Here is a 20,692-nt window from a genome sequence, read left to right as displayed (position 1 = left end):
TGGTCTCGCGGAAGAGGGGGTCAGTCGGCGGGGCGGTGGTGGAGCCACAGCGCGCCGAGCGGCGGCAGGGTCAGCACCGCGCGTCCCGCCTCATCCGTCTCGACGGCGCCCAGGTTTCCGACACCGGATCCGCCGTACTCGAGCGCATCCGTGTTGAGGATCTCCGTCCACCGGCCCGCCTCGGGCAGGTCGAGCGTGTAGCCGCCGACCGGGCTGCCGCTGAAGTTGCACACGACCGCGACCGTGTTCCCGTGATGGTCGCGGCGCACGAATGCCGACACATCGGGGTTCCAGCTCGGCCCGCCGATCCGGCTGAAGGCCGCGCCGTCGCTGTCGCGCGACCACAGCGCGGACTGCGCGCGGTAGGTGTGGTTCAGCGTCGCGACGAACCCGAGCAGCTGGGCGTGCGTGGGCTGGTCCAGCAGCCACCAGTCGAGCCCGCGCCCCTCGGACCACTCCGACATCTGCCCGAACTCCTGCCCCATGAACAGGAGCTGCTTGCCCGGGTGCCCCCACATGTACGCGAGGAACAGACGCATGTTCGCGAGCTTCTGCCAATGGTCTCCCGGCATCCGCCCGAACAGGCTGCCCTTCCCGTGCACGACCTCGTCGTGGCTGATGGGGAGCACGTAGTTCTCGCTGAAGGCGTAGACGAACGAGAACGACAGCTCGCCCTCGTGGTGCGCGCGATACATCGGATCGCGCGAGATGTAGACGAGCGAGTCGTTCATCCACCCCATGTTCCACTTGAAGCCGAAGCCCAGCCCGCCCGCGTTGGTGGGAGCGGTGACGCCGGGGAAGCTCGTCGACTCCTCCGCGATCATCGCGATGCCGGGATACCTCTTGTAGGCCGTGGCGTTCACCTCCTGGAGGAAGCGGATCGCGTCGAGGTTCTCGCGGCCGCCGTGCTCGTTCGGCAGCCAGTCGCCCGGCTCGCGGGAGTAGTCCAGGTACAGCATGGAGGCGACCGCGTCGACCCGGAGCCCGTCCACATGGAACTCCTCGAACCAGTACAGCGCGTTGGCGACGAGGAAGTTGCGCACCTCGCTGCGACCGTAGTCGAAGATCAGCGTGCCCCAGTCGCGGTGCTCGCCGCGCCGCGGATCCGGGTGCTCGTACAGCGGCTCGCCGTCGAATCGGGCCAACGCGAACGCATCCTTCGGGAAATGTCCGGGGACCCAGTCCATGATGACGCCGATGCCGGCCTGGTGGAGCCGGTCGATGAGGTAACGGAGGTCGTCGGGGGAGCCGAAGCGGCTCGTGGGCGCGTAGTACCCGGTGACCTGGTAGCCCCAGGAGCCGCCGAAGGGATGCTCGGCCAGCGGCAGGAACTCGATGTGCGTGAAGCCCTGCGACAGGATGTGCTCGATGAGCGCGTCCGCGGCCTCGCGGTACCCCAGTCCCGGACGCCACGAGCCCAGATGCACCTCGTACACCGACATCGGGCGGTCCAGCGGCGCCGTCGTGCTGCGCTCGTCGATCCACGCACCGTCGGACCACACGTGCTCCGACTCGGTCACGACGGATGCGGTGGCCGGCGGCACCTCCGCCTGCCGCGCCATCGGGTCGGCCTTCATGATCCATTCGCCGCCGCGCGTGAGCAGCTCGAACTTGTAGGAGGCCCCGGCGCCGATGGCCGGAACGAACAGCTCCCACACGCCGCTCGCGCCCAGGGAGCGCAGCGCATGGCCGGCGCCGTCCCACGCGTTGAAGTCGCCCACGACCCGCACCGCCTGCGCGTTCGGCGCCCAGACGGCGAACGCGACGCCGCGCACGCCGTCGTGCTCGCGCACGTGCGCGCCGAGCACCCGCCAGAGCTCCTCGTGCCGTCCCTCGCGGATGAGGTGCAGGTCGAGATCGCCGAGCACGGGCGTGTACCGGTAGGGATCGTCGGCGACCCAGTCCGGCGCGTCCTCGTAGCGGGCGTGGAGGCGATAGGCCTGCGGCTCGCCCTCGTAGGCCCCCTCCCACACGCCGTAGCGCACGTGGGCGAGCGGGACCTCGGTGCCGTCGGCGAGCTCGGCGGCGACGGATGCGGCCAACGGGCGCCGTGCCCGCACGGTCCAGCTCCCGTCGGTGTTCTCGTGCAGCCCCAGCACGTCGTGCGGGGCGAAGTAAGATCCCGAGGAGACGGCGTTCAGGACGTGATCGTCGACGGTGGTCATCGTGCCTCCTTCACATGCAGAATGTGGACCGGCTCGGCGAACGCGTCCAGGCGGACGTAGTCGTGGTCGCTCCAGGTCCAGTGAGCGCCCGTGACGAGGTCCTCCACCTCGAACGGTGTGCCCGGCTCGATGCCGAACGCCCGCGTGTCCAGGTGCACCGTCGTCTCCCGCGCCGAGTGCGGGTCGACGTTGGCGACCACGATCACGGTGTCCGCCTCGCCCGTGGGCGAGAGCGCGGCATCCAGGTGCTTGGAGTACACGAGGATGGCGTCGTCGTCGCTCCAGTGCGTCACGAGGTTGCGCAGCTGCCGGAGCGCGGGGTGCGCGCGGCGGATGTCGTTGAGCCGGCGCAGATACGGCGCCAGCGAGTCGCCGCTCGCCTCCGCGGCATCCCAGTCGCGCAGCTTGTACTCGTACTTCTCGTTGTCGATGTTCTCCTCGGAGCCCGGGCGCGCCACGTTCTCGTACAGCTCGTAGCCCGCGTACACGCCGTACAGAGGCGCCGCCGTCGCCGCGATCGCGGCCCGGATCTTGTACGCCGGGCGTCCGCCGAACTGCAGGTACTCGGTGAGGATGTCGGGCGTGTTGACGAACAGGTTCGGGCGCAGGAAGTCGGCCGTCTCGGTGGCCACCGCGGTCAGGAACTCCTCCAGCTCCGCCTTGGTGTTGCGCCAGGTGAAGTAGGTGTAGCTCTGCTGGAATCCGGCGGCCGCCAGCGCCTGCATGGGCGCGGGGCGCGTGAAGGCCTCCGCGAGGAAGACGATGTCCGGGCGTTCGGCGTTGACCGTCCGGATGAGCCACTCCCAGAACTGCAGGGGCTTGGTGTGGGGGTTGTCGACGCGGAAGATCCGCACGCCCTGAGCGATCCAGTGCCGCACGATGCGCAGCACCTCGGCACGGAGCCCCTCCGGGTCGTTGTCGAAGTTGATCGGGTAGATGTCCTGGTACTTCTTGGGCGGGTTCTCGGCGTACGCGATCGTGCCGTCCGGGAGCGTCGTGAACCACTCCGGGTGCTGCGTGACCCAGGGATGGTCGGGCGAGGCCTGGAGCGCGAGGTCGAGCGCGACCTCGAGTCCCGCGGCGTTCGCCGTGCGGACGAAGGCGCGGAAGTCGGCGAGCGTCCCGAGATCGGGGTGCACCGCGTCGTGCCCGCCCGCGGAAGAGCCGATCGCCCACGGCGAGCCGGGGTCGCCGCTTCCGGCCTCCAGCGTGTTGTTGGGTCCCTTGCGGTTGCGTTCGCCGATCGGGTGGATCGGCGGAAGGTAGAGGACGTCGAAGCCCATCCCCGCGACGCCCGGCAGCCGCTCGGCGGCGGTTCGGAAGGTGCCGCTCTTGATCCGGCCGTCCTTCAGCCGCCGCGCGCCCTCGGAGCGGGGGAAGAACTCGTACCACGCGCCGACGCCGGCGCGTTCGCGTTCGACGAGCAGCTCCCGTTCGGGCCCGAGCGTGGTCAGCTCCTGCACCGGTCGCGCGGCGAACACCGCTGCGATCACGGCGTCCTCGACGATGGCGAGCGCGAGGTCGTCTCCCACCTCGGGGTCGCGCAGCTCCCGCGCGCGCTCACGCAGCAGCCGGCGTTCGGGCGCGGGCCTCGAGCTCTCGGCGGCCGCGCGTGCGAACAGCAGGGCGCCGAGCTCGCGCATGAGCGGCGTGTCGACATCCGCCGCGATCTTCACCGTCGCGGCATGCCGCCACGTGGCGTAGGCGTCCGCGAAGGACTCGAACCGGTAGGTCCAGACGCCCTCGGCGAGCAGCGCCACCTCGGTGTGCCACCGGTCGAAGCCGTCCTCGTCGGGCGTGAGGCGGTGCAGCGACGACGTGCCGTCGGGGGCGGTGAGCCGCAGGTGCACGCCGATGCGGTCGTGCCCCTCGCGGAACGCGGTCACGCGGAACGGCACGACCTCGCCCGAGAACGCCGAGGGCCGGTACGGCCCCGCCTCGACGTGGGGACGCGACGCGCCCAGCGGGATGCGTCCGGCGACGGTGTCGTGCATCGCGGCGGCGTCCACGGCGGGACGGAGCGGGATCGCGGACGCACTGCGCCAGGGGGGTGAGGTCTCAGAAGCGGCTGCCACGCAATGAACCTACCCCGCCGCCGCGGATGCGGAACACCGGGTTGCGCAGGCTCACTCGGCGCGGAACAGGTGCATCGAGGTGGGGGGAGTGGGAACGATCTCACCCGGGACGAGGACCGGCTCCTCGGGGGAGGGCCGCTCCTCCGCGCTGCTCCACAGCGACACGTAGCGGGTCACCCCGTCCACCTCGGGCAGCGTCACCTCGATCGGGCTCTCGTTGCCGTGGACGATCAGCAGGATGCGGTTGAGCGACTCCGTCTCGGGCGTCGAGGTGGCCAGGTACTGCAGGGTCCGGTGCGAGGGATCGGTCCAGCGCTCGCCCGACATGGTCTCGCCGTGCTGGTCGTACCACTGCATGACGGAAGCGGACGGCGTCTCCTGCTCCAGCCGTGCGAAGCGGATGGGGCGCAGGGCGGGGTTGTCGTGTCGGAGGGCGATCAGTCGCCGCGTGTGAGCGAGCAGATCGTCCTGCCAGGGCTCCAGATCCCAGTCGAGCCAGGTGAGAGCCGAGTCGTGGCAGTAGGCGTTGTTGTTCCCGCGCTGCGTGCGCCCGATCTCGTCGCCGGCGGTGAGCATGGGGATGCCGGCGGAGAGCAGCAGGGTGCCGAGCAGGTTTCGGATGGCCTTGCGCCGCGTCGCGAGGATCTGCGCGTCGGTCGTCGGGCCTTCGGCGCCGTGGTTGAAGGAGCGGTTGGTGTCGGCGCCGTCGCGGTTCTGCTCGCCGTTGCCGAGGTTGTGCTTGACGTCGTACGAGACGAGGTCGGCGAGGGTGAAGCCGTCATGCGCCGTGACGAAGTTGATGCTCGCGAGCGGCCCGCGCTCGGCGCTGAACGTGTTCGAGGAGCCGGCGAGCCGGGTCGCGAAACCACCGACGCCGACGGGGGCGGTGGAGGCGCGTCGGGCGTAGTCCACATCGCTCAGCCAGAAGTTGCGGACCCGGTCGCGATAGCGGTCGTTCCACTCGTGCCAGCCGTCGCCGAAGTTGCCGGTCTGCCAGCCGCCCATCCCGACGTCCCACGGCTCGGCGATCTTCTTGACGTCCGCGAGGGCGGGATCCGTCGCGATGGCGCGGAGGAGGGGGTGATCGGGGGTGAACACGTGGTCGGCGTCCCGCCCGAGGGTCACGGCGAGGTCGAGCCGGAAGCCGTCCACCTGCACCTCGGTGGCCCAGTAGCGCATCGAGTCCAGCGCGAGCCGAGCCGCGGCGTCGACGGAGGTGTCGACCGAGTTGCCGCATCCGGTCACATCGATGTACGCGCCGTTCTCGTCCTGGCGGTAGTAGTGGCGGTTGTCGAGCCCGCGCAGGCTCGTGCGGGGGCCGCCGAGCCCTTCTTCCGCGGTGTGGTTGTAGACGACGTCGAGCACGACCTCGAGCCCCGCCTGATGCAGGAGCTTGACCATGCCCTTGACCTCGCGGAGCACGGCGGAGGGGCCCTCCCGGCGGGCCGCCTCGCTCGCGTACGCGGCGTGCGGGGCGAAGAAGCCCAGGGTGTTGTAGCCCCAGTAGTTGTCGAGCCCGAGCTGGAGCAGCCGCGGCTCGGACGCGAAGGCGTGGATCGGCAGCAGCTCGACGGTCGTGACCCCGAGGTTCAGCAGGTGCTCGATCATGGCGGGATGCGCGAGCCCCGCGTACGTCCCGTGCAGCGCCGGCGGCACCCCGGGGTGGCGCTTGGTGAGACCCTTCAGGTGGCCCTCGTAGATGACCGTGCGGTCCAGCGGGGATGCCGGGCTTGGTCACATCGCCCCAGTCGAAGCCGTCGTCGACGACGGCCGAGCGCCAGTCGCCGAAGCCGCCGCTGACGAGCCCGCGTGCGTAGGGGTCGAGCAGCAGGCTCTGCGGGTTGAACGTGTTGCCGCCCCCCGCGGGCCCCGATGCCCGGAGCGCGTACCGCGTGCCGACCGTGAGCAGCGGCGTGGTGACCTCCCACACCCCGCCCGGACCGCGTGTGAGCGGCGCGGTGTCGGTGACCCAGTCGAGGTCGCTCTCGTCGAAGACGACGAGCTCGATCGCCTCGGCGTTCTGGGACCAGACGCGCAGCGTGCCCGCGCCGTCGTGCAGGCGCACGCCGAGGTCGTCGAGCGCGGGGTCCAGGACCCCGGAGACGGATGCGGGCGGCGCGGTCGTGTTCGGGCTGACCATGCCGACTACCCTAGCCACGCTTTGTGACCCCCTCGTGACGGCACCGGGTGTCAGGATCGACGACACCTGGCGTCGGCCCGCGGATGTGTCGGGTCCCCGGGCGGACCGGAACGCCGCCGCGCGTGCGACAGTGGAGGGGTGACGGTGTACCTGGACCATGCGGCGACCTCGCCCCTGCGTCCGGAGGCGCGCGCGGCCTGGCTGGCGGCGGCCGAGATCGACGGCAACGCCTCGTCGATCCATGGCGCGGGCCAGGATGCGCGCCGGGTGCTCGAGGAGTCGCGGGAGCGGCTGGCCGTCGTGCTCGGCTGCGAGCCGATCGAGGTCGTGCTGACATCGGGGGGCACCGAGTCGATCAACCTCGCCCTCAAGGGGCTGTGGGAGGCCGGAGCGGCGGATCGGCGGGCCGTGGTGCTGCCGGACGGCGAGCACCACGCGACGCTCGAGGCCGTGCAGTGGCTCGGGCGCGCGGTCGGCGCCGAGATCCGGCACGTCGGACTGGATGCGGCCGGTGCCATCCCCGTCTCGCGGTTCGCCGCGAGCCTGCCGGGCGCGCGCGTGGCGACGGCGATGGTGGCCAACAACGAGGTCGGCACGATCAATGACGCGGCGGGGCTCGCGCGCGCGGCGTCGGAGGCGGGCGTGCCGTTGCACCTGGACGCGGTGGCCGCGTTCGGTCATCTGCCGCTCGCGTTCGCCGAGCTGCGGGGCGCCGCGCCCGCCGGCGCCGGCCTCGTGGCCCTCAGCGTCTCGGCGCACAAGATCGGCGGCCCGGTCGGCGTCGGCGCGCTCGTGGTCGCCCGCACGGCGGCGCTGGCGGCGCAGCTGCACGGCGGTGCGCCCCAGCGCGGGCTGCGCGCCGGCACGCAGGACGTCGCGGGGGCCGCGGCCTTCGCGGCGGCGGCGGAGGCTGCCGCCGCGGAGCTCGAGGGGGAGGCCGCACGGCTGACGGCGCTGCGCGACCGGCTGGCGGACGGCATCCTCGACCGTGTCCCGGCGAGCCGGGTGCTCGGCGATCGTGTGCGGCGCCTCCCCGGCAACGTCCATGCGCTGTTCGAGGGAGCGAGCGGCGAGACGCTGCTGTTCCTGCTCGACCGGGAGGGCGTGCGCGTCTCCACCGGATCCGCCTGCCAGGCGGGCGTGCCCGAGCCCTCGCACGTGGTCATGGCGCTCGGACTCGACGAGACGGCCGCGCGGTCGGTGCTGCGCTTCACGCTCGGCCGCACCACCACCGCGAGCGACGTGGACGAGGTGCTCCGCGTCCTCCCCGCCGCGGTCGAGCGCGCGCGCGCCGCCTCCGGCCACCGCTCGTAGACTGGAACGATGCGGATGCTGGCGGCGATGAGCGGCGGCGTCGACTCCGCCGTGGCCGCCGCACGCGCGGTCGAGGCGGGGCACGACGTCGTCGGCGTGCACCTCGCGCTCTCGCGCGCGGGCGGGACGCTCCGCGCCGGCAGCCGGGGATGCTGCACGATCGAGGACGCGATGGACGCTCGGCGTGCGGCGGACCGGCTCGGCATCCCCTTCTACGTCTGGGACTTCTCGGAGCGTTTCCGCGACGACGTGATCGAGGACTTCGTCGCGGAGTACCGCGCCGGCCGCACGCCCAACCCGTGCATGCGCTGCAACGAGAAGATCAAGTTCGCCGCCCTTCTCGAACGCGCCGTCGAGCTGGGCTTCGACGCCGTGTGCACAGGACACTACGCGAGCCTCGTCGACGGGCCCGAGGGGCGGGAGCTGCACCGTGCGAGCGACGCCGCGAAGGACCAGTCGTACGTGCTCGGGGTGCTCACGGCCGAACAGCTCGCCCACACCTACTTCCCCCTCGGCGCGACGCCGTCGAAGGCGCTCGTGCGCGCCGAGGCGGAGGCACGCGGCCTGAGCGTGGCGCACAAGCCGGACAGCCACGACATCTGCTTCATCCCGGACGGGGACACGCGCGGCTGGCTCGCCGAGCGCGTGGGATCGACGCCGGGCGAGATCGTCGACCGCACCGGGGCGGTCGTCGGCGCACACGAGGGCGCGCATGCCTACACGGTGGGGCAGCGCCGCGGGCTGCACCTGGGGGTTCCCGCTGCGGACGGCAAGCCCCGCTTCGTCCTGGAGGTGCGGCCCGTCTCGAACACGGTCGTGGTGGGGCCCAAGGAGGCGCTGGCGACGGCGGAGATCGCGGGCAGCCGCCACAGCTGGGCCGGCCGTGCGCCGGCGGCCGCATCCTTCGACTGCGCCGTGCAGATCCGTGCCCACGCCGATCCCGTGCCGGCGGCGGCGCGCGTCGAGGACGGCACCGTCACGGTGCGCCCCGAGGCGCCGCTGGACGGTGTCGCGCCCGGCCAGACGGCGGTCCTGTACGCCGGCACGCGCGTGCTGGGGCAGTTCACGATCGACCGCACGGTGTCGGCGGTACCGGCCTAGCCGCAGCCGGTGCGCCCGCGGTCGCAGAATCGCGTGGATGTCGCACGATCCCGGCGTGTTGCTGCGACATCCGTGCGTTCCTGCGACGCGCGCGCGGACCCGGTGTCCAGCCCCGGGCGGGTGTCCGCCGTGCTGCCTAGACTTGCCGGGTGGCGGATGAGCGGATCGACAACGACCTGACCCTCGACGACGCGCGGGGCGAGGCCCGGACGCTGACCGAGCGCATCCTCGGCGCCCGCGACGCCTACTACGGCGCCGACGCCGAGATCGTCGACGACGCGACCTATGACGCGTGGATGCGTCGGCTCGAGCAGATCGAGCACGCCTACCCGGAGCTGCAGGGGCAGGACTCGCCCACCCTCTCGGTCGGGGCCGCGGGGGCGACGGATCTGGTCACGATCGAGCACGCCGAGCGCATGCTGAGCCTGGACAACGTGTTCTCGCCCGAGGAGCTGCGCGACTGGTGCCACAAGACGCAGGACGCGGCGGGCCGGAGCGTCGCCTGGCTCACCGAGCTGAAGATCGACGGTCTGGCGATCAGCCTGCGCTATGAGAACGGCGTCCTCACCTCCGCCGCCACCCGCGGCGACGGGCGGGTGGGCGAGCTCGTCACCGAGAACGCCCTTCGGCTCGCCGACGTGCCCGAGCGTCTGAGCGGCCGGGACCACCCCGCCCTGGTCGAGGTGCGGGGCGAGGTGTTCATCCCGGTCGCCGCCTTCGAAGAGCTCAACGCGCTGCAGGCGCGGCTCCGCGAGCGCGCGGTCGCGGAGGCCCGCGAGCGTGCCGAGCGTCGGAACGGCGCCTTCGACGAGGAACGGGCGCGGGCGGCGGCACAGCGACGTTTCCCGGCCTTCGCGAACCCGCGCAACGCGGCCAGCGGCGGCCTCCGGCAGCAGCTCGACAAGAAGACCGGGCTCGAACGCGAGGCGGCACTGGCCCGCATCGGCGCGCTCCGGCTCTACGTCCACGGCATCGGCGCCTGGCAGGACCCGCCGGTGTCGGCCCAGAGCGAGGTGTACGAGCTCCTGCGCGGATGGGGACTCCCGGTGAGCCCGCACAACCGCGTCAACCCCGACACCGACGGGGTGCTCGAGTTCGTCGCCTACTTCGGTGAGCATCGGCACGACGTCGAGCACGAGCTCGACGGGATCGTCGTCAAGGTCGACGAGCTCGCGCTGCACGACGAGCTGGGAGCGACGAGCCGCGCTCCGCGCTGGGCGATCGCCTACAAGTACCCGCCCGAGCAGGTCAACACCCGGCTCCTGGACATCGTCGTGTCGGTCGGCCGCACCGGCCGCGCCACGCCCTTCGCCGTCATGGAGCCGGTGCGTGTGGCGGGCTCGGTCGTGCGCCAGGCCACGCTGCACAACCAGGACGTCGTGAAGGCCAAGGGCGTGCTGATCGGAGACGTGGTCGTGCTCCGCAAGGCGGGCGATGTGATCCCAGAGGTCCTGGGCCCGGTGGCCGAGCTCCGCGACGGCAGCGAGCGCGCCTTCGTCATGCCGTCCGACTGCCCCGAGTGCGGCACGCCCCTGGCTCCCGCGAAAGAGGGGGACATCGACCTGCGGTGCCCGAACGCCCGGTCGTGCCCGGCCCAGGTGCGCGGGCGCGTCGAGCACATCGGATCGCGCGGCGCGCTCGACATCGAGGCGCTGGGCGAGGTGACCGCGGCAGCGCTGACCCAGCCCGACGTCCCCGCGCGTCCGCCGCTCGACACCGAGGCGGGCCTGTTCGACCTCACGCTCGAGGAGCTCGTGCCGATCGAGGTCGTCGTGCGCGACGCCGAGACGGGCGAGAAGAAGGTCGACGAGACGACGGGCGAGTTCGTGCGCCGCGCCCCGTTCCAGAAGCTCGGCCCGGCGCAGTACCCGCCGGGCACGGAAGAGCTCGACGCCGCCGAGCGCCGGCGTCGTGGCATCCGCAAGGACTACCGCGAGACCCTGCCCTCCGAGCAGGCGGTCAAGCTGCTCGCCGAGCTCGAGAAGGCGAAGACGAAGGAGCTCTGGCGCCTGCTCGTCGCCCTCAACATCCGTCACGTCGGCCCCGTCGCCGCGCGGGCGCTCGCGCAGTGGTTCGGCTCGCTGGACGCGATCCGTGGCGCGACGCGCGAGGAGCTCGCCGCGGTCGAGGGCGTGGGCGGGATCATCGCCGACGCCGTGCTCGACTGGTTCGAGATCGACTGGCACCGCGACATCGTCGAGCGCTGGGCTGCGGCAGGGGTGCGATGGCAGACTCCCGGGCACCCGGGGCCCGGCGCGGCGACCGCCGACGGCGGCGTGCTCGAGGGCGTCACGGTCGTCGCCACGGGGTCGCTCGAGGGGTACACGCGCGAGGGCGCCCAGGAGGCGATCATCGCCGCCGGCGGCAAGGCCGCGTCCAGCGTGTCGAAGAAGACCGACTTCGTGGCGGCGGGGCCGGGCGCCGGCTCCAAGCTCGCGAAGGCCGAGGAACTCGGGCTCCGCATCATCGACGCCGCCCAGTTCCGGATCCTCGTGGAGCAGGGGCCCGCGGCACTCGACCCCGGCGAGCCCGACGCGGACTGAGCGACGCGTAAGCTCGAACGTCATGGCCATCGGAGCGACGATCTACACCTTCGACGTGCAGTTGGCGGATGTCGACCGCGGTGTCTACGACAGCGCCTCGCTCCGCCTCGCGCGTCACCCCTCCGAGACGGACGCGTTCATGGTCACGCGTCTGCTCGCCTACTGCCTCGAGTTCGAGGAGGGGATCGCCTTCGGCGGCGGGATCTCCTCGACCGAGGAGCCCGCGGTCCTCGTCCGGGATGCGACGGGACGCCTGACCGCGTGGATCGAGGTCGGCGCGCCCGACGCCGAACGCCTGCATCTCGGCAGCAAGGCCGCCGACCGCACCCGCGTCTACACGCACCGCGATCCGGCGAAGGTCGCCGCCGCATGGGCGGGCAGACGCATCCATAGGGCGGACGAGATCGTGCTCCGCAGCTTCGATCCCGGCTTCGTCGATGCCGCCGTGGCGACCCTCGGCCGCCGCAACGACGTCGTGCTGACCGTGACCGACTGCCAGGTCTACCTCGAGCTCAACGGGCAGGCGCTCAGCTCCGGCCTGCACGAGCAGACGGCGGGCTGAGCGGCTCAGCCCTTGTGGCGCGGCTTGCGGAAGGGCTTGTCGCCGCGGTCCTCCCGCGGAGCGCGGTCGTCGCGGTCGGTGCGGGGCCGGCGCTCGAACCGGTCGCCGTCCCGACCGCCGCTCCGCCGCCCCGCCGGGCCCCGGTCCGGGGCGATCTCGATCAACCGGCCTGAGATGCGGGTGTCGCGGAGCCGGTCGAGCACCGACGGGTCCAGGTTCGCCGGCAGCTCGACGATCGAGAAGTCCGGGCGGATGTTGATGGCTCCGAAGTCGTCGCGTCCGAGGCCGCCCTCGTTCGCGAGCGCGCCGACGATCTGTCGCGGCTCGACCCGGTGGCGACGGCCGACCTCGATGCGATAGGGCACGTAGTCCCCGCGGCCGCGACGCTCGCCGCGCGGCTCGCGGGCGGTCCGCTCGCGAGCCGGCCGGTTGTCGGCCTGCACCGCCTTGGCGAGCGGGTCGTCGGCGGGGTCGAGCAGGAGCGGGGTCTCGCCCTGGGCCACGATCGCCAGGGCGGCGGCGACATCCCCCTCGGGGACGTCGTGATGGCGCACGTAGTGCGCGATCACGTCGCGGAACGCCTCGACCCGTGCGGTGTCGGCGAGCGCTGCGGTGATCGCGTCGTCGAACCGGGCCAGCCGCGTCGTGTTGACGTCCTCCGTCGTGGGCAGCTGCATCTGGGTCGGCTGCTGCCGTGTCGCGCGCTCGATGTGGGTCAGCAGGTAGCGCTCGCGGGGCGTGATGAAGCTGATCGCATCGCCGGTGCGGCCGGCACGGCCCGTGCGGCCGATCCGGTGCACGTACGACTCGGTGTCGGTGGGGATGTCGAAGTTGACGACATGGCTGATGCGTTCGACGTCGAGGCCGCGGGCGGCGACATCCGTGGCGACGAGGATGTCGAGCTTGCCGTCCTTCAGCTGGTTCACGCTCCGTTCGCGCTGCACCTGCGGCACGTCGCCGTTGATGGCGGCCGCGGAGTAGCCGCGCGCACGGAGCTTCTCGGCCAGCGTCTCGGTCTCGTTCTTCGTGCGGACGAAGACGATCATGCCGTCGAAGTTCTCGACCTCGAGGATGCGGGTGAGCGCATCGACCTTCTGCGCGTAGGAGACGACGAGGTACCGCTGCGTGATGTTGGTGTTCGTCGCTGTGGTGGAGGCGATCGTGATCTCCTCCGGGTCGCGCAGGTACTGCTGCGCGAGCCGCCGGATCTGCGGCGGCATCGTGGCGGAGAAGAGGGCGACCTGCTTCTCCTCGGGCGTCTGGGCGAGGATCTGCTCGACATCCTCTGCGAAGCCCATCTTGAGCATCTCGTCGGCCTCGTCGAGGACGAGGTAGCGCAGCTCCGACAGGTCGAGGGTGCCCTTGGCGAGGTGGTCCATGATGCGTCCGGGCGTGCCGACCACGACGTGCACGCCGCGGCGCAGCGCCGACAGCTGCACGCCGTAGCCCTGCCCGCCGTAGACGGGGAGGACGTGGACGCCCTTCATCCGCGAGGCATACGACTCGAACGCCTCGCACACCTGGAGGGCCAGCTCGCGGGTCGGGGCGAGCACGAGCGCCTGCGGCGTCTTCTGCGCCAGGTCCAGGCGTTCGAGCACGGGCAGCGCGAACGCCGCCGTCTTGCCGGTCCCGGTCTGCGCCATGCCGACGACGTCGCGGCCGGACAGCAGCGTCGGGATCGTCTCGGCCTGGATGGCGGAGGGGGTCTCGTAGCCGAGGTCCTTGATGGCCTTCAGGACCGGTCCGGTGATCCCGAGATCCTCGAATCCGGGGGTCGCGGGCGATTCCTCGGGGGCGTCGGAGAGAGCGATGTCGTCAGGGGTCACTTCCCAACGTTAGCGCGCGTGGGCGGGATCCGCGGCGAAAAGCCCGCTCACGCGCCGGAGTCGCTTGCCAGGAGCTGCTCGCGCACCTGCCGGCGCAGCACCTTGCCGATGAGCGAGCGGGGAAGCTCGTCGACGATCTCGACGCGTCGCGGCACCTTGTAGGCGGTCAGCGTCGAGCGGGCGAAGTCGCGCACGGACTCCGGATCGACCGTCGCGCCCTCGCGTGCGACGACGGCGGCCACGACGTCCTCGCCGGAGTGCGCGCTCGGCATCGCGACGACGGCGACGTCCTCGATGTCCGCATGCTGGCGGAGCGCGTTCTCGACCTCGGTCGGGGAGACGTTGAACCCGCCCGTGATGATGAGCTCCTTGATGCGGTCGACGATCCGCACGAAGCCCGCGTCGTCGATCGTGACGATGTCGCCCGTGCGGAACCAGCCGTCGACGAACACGTCCGCCGTCTCCTCGGGCCGGCCGTAGTAGCGGGAGAACACCTGGGGTCCGCGGACGAGCAGCTCTCCGGGCTCGCCCGCCGGCACATCGCGTCGTGGGTCGTCGGGATCGACGACGCGGCATTCGGTCCCCGGAAGCGGCAGCCCCACGGTGCCGGGCACGCGGTTCTCCGCCACCGGGTTCGCCATGAGGACGGGCGAGCACTCGCTGAGCCCGTAGCCTTCGACGAGGTATCCGCCCGACGCCTCCTCGAAGGGCACGACGAGACCGTGGTCCAGCGCCATCGCGCCGGAGATCGCGATCCGCGTGCCCGCAAGCGGGATGCCGGTCTCCCGCGAGCGGTCGAGGAGGCGCTGCGCGATCGGCGGCACGAGCGGGAGGAAGGTCGCGGGGTGCCTGCGGGTGACGGCGAGCACGAGATCGGGGTCGAACTTCGGGAACAGCACGAGCCGTGCGCCCATCGACATGGCGAAGGTCAGGCAGAGTGTGAGCCCGTAGGCATGGAACATCGGCAGCACGGCGTACACGACGCATCCCTCGCCCCGCGTGATCGTGGGCACCCAGGCGCGCGCCTGAGCCGCGTTCGCGAGCAGGTTGCGGTGCGAGAGCTCGGCGCCCTTGGGGGAGCCGGTCGTGCCGCTCGTGTACTGGATGACGGCCAGGCTGTCGGTGGCGGGGCGCAGATGCGCCGCCGGCAGCGGGGCGTGCCGGAGGAGGCTCTTCCACTCGATCGCCCCGGACACGGGGCTGCGCAGGGCGTCGCACGAGGTCCGCGCCTTCGCGACCGGCAGGCGCAGCGCCAGGCGCATCCGCAGCGGCATCGCCTCGACGACGTCGACCGCGATCAGGGTCGTGACCGCGAGATCGGCGGGGAATGCCTGGACGGTGGCTACGACCTTGCTCCAGACGATCGCGGTCGTCGCCCCGTGGTCCTGGAACTGCGTGCGCAGCTCGCGTGGCGTGTAGAGCGGATTGTGCTCGACGACGACCGCCCCGAGCCGCAGCACGGCGTAGAAGGCGACGATGTGCTGCGGGCAGTTGGGGAGGACGATCGCGACGCGGTCGCCGGCTCGCACGCCGCGCTCGTGCAGAGCGGCGGCCACCCGGTCGACCTGCTCCTGCAGAGAGCGATAGCTCGTCTCGCGGCCGAAGAACTCGAGCGCGGGGGCATCGGGATCCTCGTGGACGGAGGCGGCGAGGATGTCGGTGAGGCACCCGGTGACGGGGTCGAGATCCGACGGCACCCCCTCGGCGTAGCTGCGGATCCAGGGGCGAGGAGGATCGTACGTCGTCACGGGCCCAGCCTAGGCGGCGAGCCGTCGGCAGCGGGGCGCCGGCGCGGAGAACCCTAGACTTGACGGGTGTCTGAATTCACCCCCGAACTCGTGCGCCATCTCGGTGTGCTCGCTCGCATCCAGCTGAGCGACGCCGAAGTGGAGCGGCTCACCGGCCAGCTCGACGCGATCGTCGACAACATCGCCAAGGTGTCGGAGGTCGCCACCCCCGACGTCCCGGCGACCAGCCACCCCATCCCGATGCAGAACGTGTTCCGCGAGGACGTCGTGGGGGAGACGCTGACCGCCGCCCAGGCGCTGCAGAACGCGCCCGACAGCGACGGCACCCGCTTCCGCGTGACCGCGATCCTGGGGGAGGAGCAGTGAGCGAGCTGATCACGATGACGGCGGCCGACCTCGCCGCCCGCATCGGCGCGGGAGACGTCTCGAGCGTCGAGGCGACCCGTGCGCACCTCGATCGGATCGAGGCGGTGGACGGCGACATCCACGCCTTCCTGCACGTGAGCGAGAACGCGCTGGCGGTCGCGGCCGACATCGACGCGCGTCGATCCGCGGGCGAGCGGCTCGGCGAGCTGGCCGGCGTCCCGCTGGCGATCAAGGACGTGCTCGTCACGACCGACATGCCCTCCACGAGCGGGTCGAAGATCCTCGAGGGGTACATGTCGCCCTTCGACGCGACCGTGGTCGCCAAGGCACGTCGCGCGGGGCTCGTCCCGCTCGGCAAGACCAACATGGACGAGTTCGCGATGGGGTCCTCGACCGAGCACTCCGCATACGGCCCGACCCGCAACCCGTGGGACCTCGAGCGCATCCCCGGCGGCTCGGGCGGTGGCTCGGCCGCCGCCGTCGCTGCTTTCGAAGCGCCCCTCGCGCTGGGGTCCGACACCGGCGGCTCGATCCGTCAGCCCGCGCACGTCACCGGGACGGTGGGCGTGAAGCCGACCTACGGCGCCGTCAGCCGCTACGGCTCTATCGCGCTCGCCTCGAGCCTGGACCAGGTCGGCCCCGTCTCGCGCACCGTGCTCGATGCGGCGCTGCTGCACGACGTGATCGGCGGCCACGACGCGAACGACTCGACCTCGCTCCCGGACGCGTGGCCCTCCTTCGCCGCCGCCGCCCGTGAGGGCGCCACCGGCGAGGTGCTGAAGGGCCTGCGCGTCGGGGTGATCTCGCAGCTCCCCGACAGCGGATTCCAGCCCGGCGTGTCCGCATCCTTCCGTGCGGCGCTGGCCACGCTCGAGGCGCAGGGCGCGGAGATCGTGGACATCGACGCCCCGCACTTCGAGTACGGCGTCGCCGCGTACTACCTCATCCTCCCCGCCGAGGCGTCCAGCAACCTGGCCCGGTTCGACTCCGTGCGCTTCGGGATGCGGGTCGAGGTGCCGGGCGGCACGGTCGAGGACGTGATGTCCGCGACCCGCGACGCCGGCTTCGGCGACGAGGTCAAGCGGCGCATCATCCTCGGCACCTATGCCCTGTCCGCCGGCTACTACGACGCCTACTACGGCTCGGCGCAGAAGGTGCGCACCCTCATCCAGCGCGACTTCGCCGCCGCGTTCGACCGGGTCGACGTGATCGCCACGCCGACCTCGCCCACGACCGCGTTCCGTCTCGGCGAGCAGCTCGACGACCCGTTGCAGATGTACCTCAACGACGTCACGACGATCCCGGCGAACCTCGCGGGCGTCCCCGGCATCTCCATCCCCTCGGGGCTGAGCGAGCAGGACGGCCTGCCCGTCGGCATCCAGTTCCTCGCACCGGCCCGCGAGGACGCCCGGCTGTACCGGGTGGGAGCGGCGCTCGAGGCGCTGCTGGTCGATTCGTGGGGAGCGCCGCTGCTGTCGCGCGCCCCGAAGCTGGGAGGGGACCGCTGATGGCCAAGGACGCGCTGCTGAGCTTCGAGGAGGCGCTGGAGCTGTTCGAGCCGGTGCTCGGCTTCGAGGTGCACGTCGAGCTCAACACGAAGACCAAGATGTTCTCGGCCGCGCCGAACTCGTTCGGTCGCGAGCCCAACACCGACCTGGCACCGGTCGATCTGGGACTGCCCGGCTCGCTGCCCGTCGTCAACGGGCAGGCCGTGCGGTACTCGATCAGCCTCGGCCTCGCGCTCGGCTGCTCGATCGCGGGCTCCAGCCGGTTCGCGCGGAAGAACTACTTCTACCCCGACCTGGGCAAGAACTATCAGATCTCGCAGTACGACGAGCCCATCGCCTTCGACGGACAGGTGGACGTCGAGCTCGCCGACGGCACGATCGTGACGGTGCCGATCGAGCGCGCCCACATGGAGGAGGACGCCGGCAAGCTCACCCACGTCGGCTCGACCGGCCGCATCCAGGGGGCGTCCTCGTCGCTCGTCGACTACAACCGCGCGGGGGTCCCGCTGGTCGAGATCGTCACGCGCCCGATCTTCGGCGCCGAGCATCGGGCACCGGAGATCGCGAAGGCGTACGTCCAGACGATCCGCGACATCGTGCTGGCGCTCGGGATCTCGGACGCCCGGATGGAGCGGGGAAACCTCCGCTGCGATGCGAACGTGTCGCTCCGGCCGCGCGGTCAGGAGAAGCTCGGGACCCGCACCGAGACGAAGAACGTCAACTCGATGCGCTCGGTCGAGCGCGCCGTGCGCTACGAGATCCAGCGTCAGGCGGCGATCCTCAAGGCCGGCGGCGCCATCACGCAGGAGACGCGGCACTGGCACGAGGACACCGGGACGACCTCGCCCGGTCGTCCCAAGTCGGACGCCGACGACTACCGGTACTTCCCCGAGCCCGACCTGCTGCCGGTCGTCCCCGACCCGGCCCTGATCGACCAGCTCCGCGCGGCGCTGCCGGAGCCTCCGGCTGCGCGTCGACGGCGTCTCAAGGCCGAGTGGGGCTTCACCGACCTCGAGTTCCAGGACGTCGCCAACGGCGGCATCCTCGCCGAGGTCGAGGCCACGATCGCCGCCGGCGCCTCGCCCGCCGCCGCGCGCAAGTGGTGGACGGGCGAGATCGCCCGTATCGCGAACGCGCAGGAGCGCGAGGCCGCGGAGCTCGTGACGCCCGCGGACGTCGCCGCGCTCCAGGCGCTCGTGGACGCGGGGACGCTCACCGACAAGCTGGCGCGTCAGGTGCTCGAGGGCGTCATCGCCGGCGAGGGGACGCCGCAGGAGGTCGTGGATGCCCGTGGTCTCGCGGTCGTCTCGGACGATGGCGCGTTGATCGCGGCGATCGACGAGGCGCTCGCGGCGCAGCCGGACGTGCTCGCGAAGATCCGGGACGGCAAGGTTCAGGCCGCGGGCGCCGTGATCGGCGCGGTGATGAAGGCGATGAAGGGTCAGGCCGACGCCGCGCGCGTGCGGGAGCTGATCCTCGAGCGCGCCGCCGCGTCCTGATCCGCCCGGCGGTTATCAGGAGGGGATGGGGATGAGTCAGGAGTGGCCCGAGCGGGTGCGGCGAGTGGCGCAGCGGCTCGTCGAGGCGGGGATCGAGCCGCGCATCACCGTGCTGCCCAGCGGCGCGCACACGGCGGCCGCCGCCGCGGCGGCGGTGGGGGTGGATGTCGGGGCCATCGCGAACAGCCTCGTCTTCTGGTGCGACGGCGAACCGCTTCTCGTCATGACCAGCGGTGCGCACCGGGTCGACACCGAGGCGCTCGCGGCGCGGCTCGGGCGCGGCCCCATCCGGCGTGCGACCCCGGAGCAGGTGCGCGAGGCGACGGGCCAGGTGATCGGCGGGGTCGCCCCCACGGGGCATCCCGCGCCCCTCACGACGATCGTCGACCGCGACCTCCAGCGGCACCCCGTGCTCTGGGCCGCCGCGGGCACGGCCGAGAGCGTGTTCCCGCTCTCCTTCGACGAGCTCGTGCGCCTCACGGCCGGCGCCGTCCACCCCGTCGACTGACCGCGAGACGGGTCTCGCGGTCAGTCGGGCGGACGGGATGTCGGAGGCCCGGGGGAGAATGAAGGGGTGGGACGCACGGACGGTCGAAGCCGCCTCGTGTCGCCGGACGATGCCGACGACACCGGGGCCGGCATCCTGCACGTCGACATGGATGCGTTCTACGCCTCGGTCGAGGTGCTCGACGACCCGTCCCTCGCCGGCAAGCCGCTCATCGTCGGCGCCCCGGAAGGGCGCAGTGTCGTCTCGAGCGCGTCGTACGAAGCCCGCCGGTTCGGCGTGCGTTCGGCCATGCCGGTGTCGCAGGCGCTGCGGCTGTGCCCGTCCGCCATCGTCGTGCGCCCGCACTTCGATCGCTACGTCGCGCTCTCTCGCGAGGTGATGGGGGTCTTCCACGAGATCACGCCGCTCGTCGAGCCGCTGTCGATCGACGAGGCGTTCCTCGACGTGCGCGGCGCGCGCCGCCTCTGGGGATCCCCGGGCCAGATCGCGCGCATGCTCCGCGAGCGGGTGCGCGACGCGACGGGGCTGACATGCAGCGTCGGGGCGGCCGCCACCAAGCACGTCGCGAAGATGGCCTCGACCCTCAGCAAGCCGAACGGCCTGCTGATCGTCGCCGAGGCAGACACGGAGGCCTTCCTCGCGCCGCGATCGGTGCGCACGCTGTGGGGTGTGGGGCCCAAGTCCGCCGAGTCGCTCGAGTCACGCGGGATCCGCACGATCGCGGATGTGCGGGCCACGCCTCGCGCGACGCTCGACCGTGCTCTCGGCGCCTCGATGGGGGAGCGCATCTGGCACCTCGCCCGCGGACTCGACCCCCGCGAGGTCGTCACGGAGCGCACCGAGAAGAGCATCGGGCACGAGGAGACGTTCCACGACGACATCGACGACGTGGATGCGCTGCGCGTCGAGCTGCGTCGCCTCGCCGACCGCGTCGGCGCCCGCCTTCGTGCGCACGACGCCGAGGCGCGGGTGGTCGCGATCAAGATCCGTTTCGCCGATTTCCGCACCGTGAGCCGCAGTGTGACGCTCACGGAGCCGAGCTCGGTCGGCCAGCGCATCGGTGATGCCGCGATCGAGCTCTTCGACGCGATCGACCGCTCTCTCGCGATCCGTCTGGTCGGCGTGCGGGCGGAGTCGCTGCGGCCGGCGGCCGGCGTCGCCACGCTGTGGGACGACGACGCGGAGTGGCGCCGCATCGAAGAGGCGCTCGACGGGGCGACACAGCGCTTCGGCCGCGGGGCGGTCACCCGCGCGGCGCTGCTGGGCGGGGTCCGTTCGGGCGGATCGCTGCCCTCGCACCCCCGTCCCGAGATACACGACCACTGAACGGCGTCAAC

Annotated in this window: 13 protein-coding genes and 1 pseudogene; 9 read left to right on the top strand and 5 right to left on the bottom strand. The window is 72.0% G+C overall.

Annotation, left to right across the window (positions count from 1 at the left end):
- Positions 1 to 20: 20 nt before the first annotated feature.
- The 3 genes and pseudogenes from glgB to glgX form a co-directional block, all read right to left on the bottom strand.
- Entirely contained in the window at positions 21 to 2,165 is a 2,145-nt protein-coding gene (gene glgB / locus QE381_RS04610; RefSeq protein ID WP_307215893.1) for a 1,4-alpha-glucan branching protein GlgB, read from the bottom strand.
- Positions 2,162 to 4,159 carry an alpha-1,4-glucan--maltose-1-phosphate maltosyltransferase gene (locus QE381_RS04605; RefSeq protein ID WP_307220402.1) on the bottom strand — a complete coding sequence of 666 codons (1,998 nt, stop codon included), beginning with the start codon at positions 4,157 to 4,159 and terminating at the stop codon, positions 2,162 to 2,164. Before QE381_RS04605 ends, glgB begins: the two co-directional genes overlap by 4 nt.
- A gap of 132 nt (positions 4,160 to 4,291) precedes the next feature.
- Positions 4,292 to 6,380, bottom strand: a pseudogene (glgX, locus tag QE381_RS04600) (glycogen debranching protein GlgX).
- A 138-nt stretch (positions 6,381 to 6,518) separates the two neighbouring features.
- On the opposite strand from glgX, the gene QE381_RS04595 reads away from it, so the two are divergent.
- From QE381_RS04595 to QE381_RS04580, 4 genes are all read left to right on the top strand, one after another.
- Complete coding sequence (locus tag QE381_RS04595; protein ID WP_307215892.1) at positions 6,519 to 7,694, top strand: cysteine desulfurase family protein; 1,176 nt, start codon at positions 6,519 to 6,521, stop codon at positions 7,692 to 7,694.
- Between the two features lie 9 nt (positions 7,695 to 7,703).
- Entirely contained in the window at positions 7,704 to 8,795 is a 1,092-nt protein-coding gene (mnmA, locus tag QE381_RS04590; protein ID WP_307215890.1) for a tRNA 2-thiouridine(34) synthase MnmA, read from the top strand.
- 296 nt (positions 8,796 to 9,091) lie between these two features.
- Positions 9,092 to 11,338 (top strand): NAD-dependent DNA ligase LigA, encoded by a 2,247-nt coding sequence (gene ligA / locus QE381_RS04585; RefSeq protein WP_373426983.1) that lies wholly within the window; start codon positions 9,092 to 9,094, stop codon positions 11,336 to 11,338.
- Positions 11,339 to 11,360: 22 nt separating this feature from the next.
- Positions 11,361 to 11,900, top strand: coding sequence for a YaeQ family protein (locus QE381_RS04580; RefSeq protein WP_307215886.1), 540 nt, complete (start codon positions 11,361 to 11,363; stop codon positions 11,898 to 11,900).
- 5 nt (positions 11,901 to 11,905) lie between these two features.
- On the opposite strand, the gene QE381_RS04575 is transcribed toward QE381_RS04580, so the two are convergent.
- Positions 11,906 to 13,726 carry a DEAD/DEAH box helicase gene (locus QE381_RS04575; RefSeq protein ID WP_373426912.1) on the bottom strand — a complete coding sequence of 607 codons (1,821 nt, stop codon included), beginning with the start codon at positions 13,724 to 13,726 and terminating at the stop codon, positions 11,906 to 11,908.
- A 47-nt stretch (positions 13,727 to 13,773) separates the two neighbouring features.
- The gene (locus QE381_RS04570) at positions 13,774 to 15,474 is read right to left on the bottom strand and encodes a long-chain-fatty-acid--CoA ligase (RefSeq protein ID WP_307215883.1); all 1,701 of its coding nucleotides are present in this window, start codon (positions 15,472 to 15,474) and stop codon (positions 13,774 to 13,776) included.
- A 66-nt stretch (positions 15,475 to 15,540) separates the two neighbouring features.
- Here QE381_RS04570 and gatC point away from each other — a divergent pair, with 66 nt between their 5' ends.
- The 5 genes from gatC (at position 15,541) to QE381_RS04545 (ending at position 20,681) form a co-directional block, all read left to right on the top strand.
- Positions 15,541 to 15,840, top strand: a complete 300-nt coding sequence (gene gatC / locus QE381_RS04565; protein WP_307215881.1) for an Asp-tRNA(Asn)/Glu-tRNA(Gln) amidotransferase subunit GatC — start codon at positions 15,541 to 15,543, stop codon at positions 15,838 to 15,840.
- A gap of 14 nt (positions 15,841 to 15,854) precedes the next feature.
- On the top strand, positions 15,855 to 17,348 hold the full coding sequence (gene gatA, locus QE381_RS04560; protein ID WP_373426982.1) for an Asp-tRNA(Asn)/Glu-tRNA(Gln) amidotransferase subunit GatA: 1,494 nt from the start codon (positions 15,855 to 15,857) through the stop codon (positions 17,346 to 17,348).
- Positions 17,348 to 18,847, top strand: a complete 1,500-nt coding sequence (gene gatB / locus QE381_RS04555) for an Asp-tRNA(Asn)/Glu-tRNA(Gln) amidotransferase subunit GatB (RefSeq protein WP_307215876.1) — start codon at positions 17,348 to 17,350, stop codon at positions 18,845 to 18,847. The genes gatA and gatB overlap by 1 nt, the downstream gene beginning before the upstream one ends.
- A gap of 31 nt (positions 18,848 to 18,878) precedes the next feature.
- Positions 18,879 to 19,355 carry a YbaK/EbsC family protein gene (locus tag QE381_RS04550; RefSeq protein WP_307215874.1) on the top strand — a complete coding sequence of 159 codons (477 nt, stop codon included), beginning with the start codon at positions 18,879 to 18,881 and terminating at the stop codon, positions 19,353 to 19,355.
- 66 nt (positions 19,356 to 19,421) lie between these two features.
- Positions 19,422 to 20,681 (top strand): DNA polymerase IV, encoded by a 1,260-nt coding sequence (locus tag QE381_RS04545; RefSeq protein WP_307215872.1) that lies wholly within the window; start codon positions 19,422 to 19,424, stop codon positions 20,679 to 20,681.
- The last annotated feature ends 11 nt before the right edge of the window (positions 20,682 to 20,692 follow it).

This window comes from Microbacterium sp. SORGH_AS_0888 (assembly GCF_030818905.1).
Classification (GTDB): Bacteria; Actinomycetota; Actinomycetes; order Actinomycetales; family Microbacteriaceae; genus Microbacterium.
This window is presented reverse-complemented; position numbering and strand designations above follow the sequence as displayed.